Genomic DNA, 6,218 nt, shown 5'->3' on the forward strand with positions numbered 1-6,218 from the left:
GCAGGCAGGACCTCGGACAATGAAACATTTTGACGCCAGACAGTTTGAGGCAGAAGTTGTTGCGCCGAAGCCCGTTCGCGGCAGTTCCTTCCGTATATGGCCGCGTGTCGTCGGAGGTCTGACACTCGTTCTGCTATTGGTGGCCGGCTGCGGGGGATGGGCCGCGTTGGCAATGCTGGAGGGGGCCGTTGTCGCGTCGGGTGTAGCGAAAGTCGACCAGAACCTAAAAGAGGTTCAGCACAGGGATGGCGGTATCGTAAAGACTCTCGCCGTCCGCCACGGTGATTTCGTCAAGCAGGGGCAGATTCTCGCGACGCTTGATGATGTGCAGATTAGGGCTGAACTCCTGATCGTGCGTTCGCAGCTTGGCGAATCCCTGGGGCGTCAGGCACGATTGATCGCCGAGCGTGATAACTTGCCGTCCATTGATTTCCCTGCCGAACTTCCAGCAATCTCGACCTCTGTTGATACGGTGGTTCAGGGAGAACGGCGCCTATTTGCAGGCAACAAGCTTGGTCGAGATAGCCAGAAGGAGCAGCTTGAACTGAGCATTGCCCAAACCGGCGAAGAAATAAACGGAATGGAAGCGCGTCTGGCAGCTAAGGAGGAAGAGATCAAGCTCGTGGGCGTCGAGCGGGACAAGCTGAATGATCTTTTTGCCAAGCAGATCGTCGAATACGCCCGCGTCTATTCGGTTCACCGGGATTGGGCACGGATTCGGGGCGAACGCGGCGAAATCATCTCCAGTATTGCTCGTGCAAAGGTCCGGACTAGCGAAATTCGCGTACAGATTATTGCCGTCGATCAAAACGCTAGCACCGAGGCGCAGCGTGATCTCAGATTAATCGATGCCCGAATTTCTGAGTTGAACGAACGCAAGCTCGCCATTGAGGACCGGCTATCACGTACCGAGATTCGTTCGCCGATCACCGGATACGTAAATGAGCTCTTCGTGTTTACCATTGGAGGGGTCATCACGCCGGCCGCGCGCATTGCCACCATCGTGCCCGAAGGTGTCGAGCTAAAGTTCGAGGTGAAGATCTCTCCCACCGATATTGATCAGGTCAGAGAAGGGCAGAGTGCCCGGGTGCGGTTGACCTCGTTTAACCGTACAACCACGCCTGAACTTACAGCGCGTGTCGCTATGGTATCGCCGGCATCGGTGAAGGACCCGTCAAATGGGCAAGAGCACTACATGGCCTATCTTCAACTCACGGATGACGCCATGTCGAAGATCAAGGATATGAGGCTTGTTCCCGGAATGCCTGCCGAGGTGTTCATCTCGACAAAGGAGAGAACAGCAGCGTCGTATTTGGTGAAGCCGTTTACCGACCAGATGAACCGAGCATTCCGAGAACGGTAATCAGAAATTCGCGATTTGGCGGAGAGCGGTCGACGTCTCCGGCTGGGCAAAGACGTCATTCACGTGATACGATGGCACGTTGCCTCTCGAGTGAAGGATCTGCAGCGTCACAGTTGAACGCTGACTCGTTGGCGGAGGACTGTTGAGGCTGTCATGGGGCGCTCAACGACAGCAGCGAGTCCCGGTCCGGGCGCGGAATATATTCCATAATGTATGTTATGCGATTCCGTTTCTGACGAAGCGTCAGTATCGCTAGAAGGTCTCCGTACAAAAAAACGCGACGCCCGCTTTGCGCGGAGAGCAGCCGTCTGCACTTTCCTAGCTACACCGATATGGCGCCGACCATACACGCGTATGCTTATCTTGCCTTGAAGATGACGGCAGAATGGTTTTGCGATCACCCGGTTATTCACGGGCGATCTAGCCAATCAATCGTCACCGCCCGAGGCCGCCGAAATGTCCAATCAATCAGCCTGCGATGCCGGTACGGTCACGATCGGTGGGGACCTCAAGATCGCTCGTCTCGGATTTGGCGCAATGCGAATTGTCGGTCCCGGCGTTTGGGGACAACCGCTTGACCACGGCCGCGTGATGCGAACTCTGCAGCGCCTCCCAGAACTCGGCGTTGATCTAATCGACACCGCGGACTCCTATGGCCCCCGCGTCTCAGAAAGCTTAATCGGCGAAGCGCTCTACCCCTATTCCGGCCTGCGCATCGCAACGAAGGCCGGCTTCTTCCGACCCGGGCCCGACCAGTGGATTCCACGCGGCAACCCGGAGTATCTGATCTCGATGGCCGAGATCAGTCGCGAGCGATTGGGCGTCGAGTCGCTGGATCTCTGGCAACTTCATCGGATCGATCCGGCAGTCCCCGCGTCGGAGCAGTTCGATGCGGTGAAGCATCTGCTCGACACAGGTGTGATCCGGCACGCTGGCCTTAGCGAAGTCAGCGTCGCTATTGCGAAAGCGCAGGCATCGGTTTCATTCCATGGTTTCCATTGTCGGCGGGCCGACTGGTTGGGCGCGGTACACCGCTCGACGTCGTGGCCAAAAACCACAATGCGACGCCCGGTCAAATCGCACTGGCCTGGTTGCTTCGGCGCAGCAAGGTGATCATTCCCATCCCCGGGATCGCGGACCCGAAGCATCTTGAAGAGAACGTCGCCTCGGCCAGCATCTTGCTGAGCGATAAAGAATTCGAGCTGCTGGATGTTGCGGGCAAAGCCTGAGCCCGCGCACTCAGCTCCCCAAGAAAGAGAAGCACACGATGCCATCAATCCCACGCTTAACGGCCCTCTCGCCGCGTCACGACCAGACATTCCCGACACTGTCGCACTCCGAGATGGAACGTATGCGGCGCTTTGGGGAGGCCCGGCATTACAAAGATGGCGAGATGCTTTTCGAAACGGGCAAGCCCGCGCTCGGAATGTTCGTGGTGTTGTCGGGCCACGTCGCGATCACCAAACGGGACGGCTTTGGTCATGTGATGCCGATTACCGATCAAGGCGCCGGTCAATTCGTCGCGGAGATCGGACAATTGTCAGGCAGGGCTGCACTCATCGACGGCCACGCCGATGGCGACGTTGAGGCGCTCTTGATCCAGCCCGAGCGGTTACGTGCCCTACTGATTGCCGAGGCGGAACTCGGTGAGCGGATCATGCGAGCGCTGATCCTGCGCCGCGTTGGCCTGATCGAACACGCTGCGGGTGGTCCGGCGCTCATTGGCCTTGCCAATTCAAGGGACGTGATCAGGCTGCAAGGCTTCCTGACACGGAACGGTCACCCCCATCACCTGCTTGACCCGGCCTTGGACAAGGACGCTTCGGACTTGGTTGCTCGCTACCTGCCCTCTTCCGACGATCTGCCTCTGGTAGTGGTGCCGGACGGTTCGGTGCTTCGCAATCCTTCGCTATCCGAGCTTGCTCACGCTCTGGGGATGGTTAGGCGTTCGGCGAAGGGCAGGCTTTACGATGTCGCGATTGTCGGCAGCGGGCCTGCCGGCCTTGCAACGGCGGTGTACGCCGCTTCAGAAGGGCTATCGGTAACCGTCTGCGACGCCAGGGCTTTCGGCGGACAGGCCGGCGCCAGCGCGCGGATCGAAAACTATCTGGGCTTTCCGACCGGGATCTCGGGCATGGCGCTCACGGCGCGCGCCTTCAATCAGGCGCAGAAGTTTGGTGTCGACATGATGATTCCGGTCACCGTGACGAGACTAGATTGTTCGCGATCCGACGGCCTTTTCAGGCTTGACCTGGACGACGGCGAGGAAATCCGTGCGAAGTCGGTCGTCGTCGCCAGTGGAGCGCGCTATCGCCGGCCCGACATCGAACGTCTCTCCGATTTCGAAGGCCGCGGCGTCTGGTATTGGGCATCGCAGATCGAAGCCAGATTATGCGCGGGCCAGGACATCGCTCTGGTCGGCGGAGGCAATTCGGCCGGTCAGGCCGCTGTGTTTCTCTCCAGCAAAGCACGAAGCGTCCGCATGGTGATCCGCGGGGGTGGCCTTGCCGACAGTATGTCGCGCTATCTGATCGAGCGGATCGAAGCGACGCCGAATATCGAGCTTGTCTTTAACACGGAAGTTGTGGCGCTCGACGGCAATCCCGCGTCGGGATTAGCGAAGGTAACAACCAGCAGCCGGCTGTCCGGTAAAACGGCGACGACCGACACCAGTAACCTCTTCCTGTTCGTCGGCGCTGATCCAGCAACAGCCTGGCTCAAGAATTGTGGCGTGACGTTGGACCGCGCTGGCTTCGTGACGACGGGCCTGCCGCTGCACGGGCGCATCGTGCAAACGCTGGAGACATCCGTTCCCGGCATCTTTGCGGTTGGAGACGTGCGGTCCGGCTCGGTCAAACGGGTCGGCGGGGCGATCGGCGAAGGCGCGCAAGTCGTAGCTGCTCTACACGGTTTTCTGGGCGAGGCGGCCGCTGGCGCTCTGATTTAAGCCTGCCCAGCAAACGTTGCGGCTTTGTCGCGAGCTGGCCGGTGAGCCATAAGCCGGCGCCACTGCTGCATCCATGAGCGCTATGTTGTTCTTGGCTGTCGCATTGGCATGCCGTGAGTTACGAAAGCGCCGGTCCCAGTTGCGTCGTGCTCCGAACGGCACCGATGGCTTTCGAAGCGAACGATGTTTCGCTCGACGCAGGATGGAATGCCGTTACCGTCGGAATTGCCGGTCAGCGCCACGACATCAACGGGGGTTCATCAGTCCCGTCGCGAACGTGGCGCCGACAGGGCGGCCCATTATAGCTGCTGTTTATGTGCGGCTTTGAGGCATTCAGTCATCGGCATTACGGCCTATGCAGCGTCATCGATCGCTAGGCCACAACATCCGGACAACGGTCTCAATGAAGCGTGTGTTGTCTGACATTGTAATTACTTTCATTGATGGCTCATGACCGGTTACGTACGTGCGAGCTTGATGTCCGAAAGATCGATGGAGACGACGAGCGGATCGGGCAGCGATTGGCCGTCCGGCCCGCGCGGGAAGATTTTTCGCGTGGTGGGAAACTTGAATCCCTGCACCTCGACATAGTCCGACACATAGTGGGCGCCGGGCGTGTTGCCGGCGATCTCGACGTCATAGTCGTGGCGCTTCAGGAGACCATCCGCATCGACATAAAGCGTCTGCACCCTGCTATGCGTTGCGATGTGGTTCGGAAATGTCACCTGCAGCCGCTGCCACGTCACTCCGTTCTCGGTCCAGTCTGTAAGAGGCGACGTGACAACGTCGGGGCGCGCGAGCAGAAACGGCATGTTGAGATAGGTCCACATGGCGCAGCCGGCGAAATAGGCCAGTTGAAGCTCGGACCACGGCGTTTCCAAGCGATGACCGGCGAATGACGCGCGCGGATTTTTGAGTTCTTCAAGCACTTTTCTGTCGCCATCTTTGAGGATGACGCTGCCGGGACTGAAGAACGAGACCTTTCCCGATGGGCCGAACGGCGCGTGAGACGCCCACTCGTCCTTGAGGCCGACGGTCACGGAGGTGTCGTCCAGTTTTCCGGCGTGCCCCTTCAGGCCCCAGAGCGCACCGCCCTGCTTCAGTGTCGCCGTCACGCTGTTGAATGTCTGCCAGTCGGCGAGATTGCCATGCGCCTCGACGATTTTTTGTGCGAGCTTTTCCATGTGAATGTCCTGTCAGGTTTGGTTGAAATCAGGCGGTGAGAAACAGATCGACGTGGGATGCGAACGTATCGGCGTATTGGAAAAGCGCGCCATGCGCTGAATCGGGATATATCATCAGCGTCGCGTCGTTCATGGCCTTGAACATGTTCCAGGCGTTGATCACCGGAAACATCGTGTCTGCGTTGCCATGGACGATCAGCGTCGGCTGGGAGATCTGCTTGAGAACCGCATTGCCGGCCGTCTTGTCTGCACACCACGCGATGATCGCCTTGGCCTGCGCATTGCGGATATCCTCGCCACTTTCGGGATCGCGTTCGTGCTTTCTAAACGACGCGCGGTCGATAAAAGCCTTGCCGGCTGCCTGGCTTTTCGCGGATGGCGTGAAGAACAGCGGCAGCCGGACGTCGGCCGCATTTTTCGCGAAGGCTTCGGTCACAACCTGCAGCAGATGCTCTTCACCACCCTGCGGGGCGCTTCCAACCGACACGAGTTTCCTGACGGACACCTGCCCCCGCGCCGCAATCAACTGCGCGATGAACCCGCCCAGCGAAAAACCCAACAAATCCACCTCTCCTAACTGGAGGGCTTGGATGAAGTGTTCCGCGTCGAGGGTCATCTGCGCGATCGAGTCCGGCGTCTTGCCTCTGGATGTACCGACACCGGCGTTGTCGAAGACGATGACGGTCCGGTCTTGGGCAATTGCGTTGATGAGCTTTGGATCCCA

4 protein-coding genes and 1 pseudogene are annotated in these 6,218 nt (G+C 59.0%); 3 read left to right on the top strand and 2 right to left on the bottom strand.

Translation table 11 applies throughout. The features are described from left to right. The first annotated feature begins 19 nt into the window (after positions 1 to 19). The 3 genes and pseudogenes from AB8A50_RS30210 (at position 20) to AB8A50_RS30220 (ending at position 4,310) form a co-directional block, all read left to right on the top strand. Positions 20 to 1,363: an HlyD family type I secretion periplasmic adaptor subunit gene (locus AB8A50_RS30210; RefSeq protein ID WP_439065981.1), complete on the top strand. Its 1,344-nt coding sequence runs from the start codon at positions 20 to 22 to the stop codon at positions 1,361 to 1,363. A 456-nt stretch (positions 1,364 to 1,819) separates the two neighbouring features. Continuing rightward, positions 1,820 to 2,592, top strand: a pseudogene (locus AB8A50_RS30215) (aldo/keto reductase). Between the two features lie 38 nt (positions 2,593 to 2,630). Further along, a complete protein-coding gene (locus tag AB8A50_RS30220) occupies positions 2,631 to 4,310 on the top strand; it encodes an FAD-dependent oxidoreductase (RefSeq protein ID WP_439080093.1) in 1,680 nt (559 codons plus the stop codon). Between the two features lie 458 nt (positions 4,311 to 4,768). Here the strand turns inward: AB8A50_RS30220 and AB8A50_RS30225 are convergent, their stop codons facing one another. Together AB8A50_RS30225 and AB8A50_RS30230 are read right to left on the bottom strand one after the other, a co-directional pair. Next, on the bottom strand, positions 4,769 to 5,494 hold the full coding sequence (locus AB8A50_RS30225; protein ID WP_439080094.1) for a hypothetical protein: 726 nt from the start codon (positions 5,492 to 5,494) through the stop codon (positions 4,769 to 4,771). Between the two features lie 28 nt (positions 5,495 to 5,522). Continuing rightward, positions 5,523 to 6,218 (bottom strand): alpha/beta fold hydrolase (locus tag AB8A50_RS30230; protein WP_439080095.1); only part of this gene is annotated, 696 nt, incomplete at its 5' end.

Source organism: Tardiphaga sp. 841_E9_N1_2 (assembly GCF_051811065.1).
Taxonomy (GTDB): domain Bacteria; phylum Pseudomonadota; class Alphaproteobacteria; order Rhizobiales; family Xanthobacteraceae; genus Tardiphaga; species Tardiphaga robiniae.